The sequence below is a fragment of the Clostridium ihumii AP5 genome (assembly GCF_000612845.1).
In the GTDB taxonomy this organism is placed as follows: Bacteria; Bacillota; Clostridia; order Clostridiales; family Clostridiaceae; genus Clostridium_J; species Clostridium_J ihumii.
Genome location: NZ_CCAT010000028.1, coordinates 1 through 1,255, shown reverse-complemented (window position 1 = coordinate 1,255; position 1,255 = coordinate 1). Strand labels below are relative to the sequence as shown.

Here is a 1,255-nt window from a genome sequence, read left to right as displayed (position 1 = left end):
TTAATTTTCAAAGACCAATTCGTTTTTTTTCAGTATTTGTTACTGCTTGATTATTGTATCAAATACATTTTATGTTGTCAACACTTTTTTTTAAACATTTTTTCAAGTTTTTCGTTTGTGTTCCTGACAACGATATTTATTATATCTATATTATTATCTATTATTCTATTATATATACTTTATTTACTTGAATTATAATTATAATACTTTATTTTTCTAATAAATACTTAATAAATTATATATTGACACACTAGGTAATGTTTCCTGTTAAAACAATAAAAAAGTTAGAGATATTCCAATGTATATCTCTAACTTTTCTATTATTTCTATTTTACTTCAACTGGATAAGTTTCTTTTAACTTTTCAACTAAAGTTAAGAATTCTTTATTTTGTTTTTCTTGTAATAAGTTAGCTGATACCATTTCTTTAACTTCTTCTAATGGTTTTACATCTGATTCATTTTTTTCTTCTACTTTTATAATGTGATAACCAAATTGAGTTTTTACTGGTTCACTAACTGTATTTATATCTAAATCAAATGCAGCTTTTTCAAATTCAGGAACCATTCTTCCTCTTTCAAATGCACCTAAATTTCCACCTTGTTCTTTTGATGGACATTTAGAGTATTTTTTTGCTGCATCTTCAAATGTTATTTTATCTGATTTTATTTCTTCTGCTATATTCTTTGCTTCTTCTTCTGAATCAACTAGTATATGTTTTGCTGATACTGTTTCTTCTGTTTGGAACATAGCTTTGTTTTTATTATAGAACTCTTCTATTTCTGATTCTGTAACTTTAGCATTTTCAAAAGATTTTGTTATTCCTGCTTGTATTAATAAATCTTTCTTTACTGCTTCTAATTGATTTTTAAAAGTTTCTTCCTCTTCAAGTTTTGAATCTTTTGCAAAATTATAAACTAATTCATAACTTACAATTTGATCTAATAATTGAGCTCTTCCTTGTTCTGATCTGAAATATTGTTGATTTTGTTGTGGAAATCTTGATATAGTAAATTCTAAATCTGTTTCTGTTATCTCTTTTCCATTAACTATTGCTAGTACTTTATTTTCCATAAGTTATCTCCTTTTATTTTATTCTCTACTTATCACTCATTATAACATATTACATACATTAATCAAAATGTTATTTGCCATAATTTTCATGCAAGACTTTATTGTTCTAATCTTCCATTTATTATTTTAAAGCAAAAAAAAAGCCTTCATAAAATGAAGACTATGGTGACTCCTAGGGGAAT

General features: G+C 24.7%; 1 protein-coding gene. It reads right to left on the bottom strand.

Annotated features, from left to right (window positions below; genetic code table 11):
• Nucleotides 1–326: 326 nt before the first annotated feature.
• The gene (locus BN346_RS04300; protein WP_034439846.1) at nt 327–1,073 is read right to left on the bottom strand and encodes a peptidylprolyl isomerase; all 747 of its coding nucleotides are present in this window, start codon (nt 1,071–1,073) and stop codon (nt 327–329) included.
• Between the last annotated feature and the right edge of the window lie 182 nt (nt 1,074–1,255).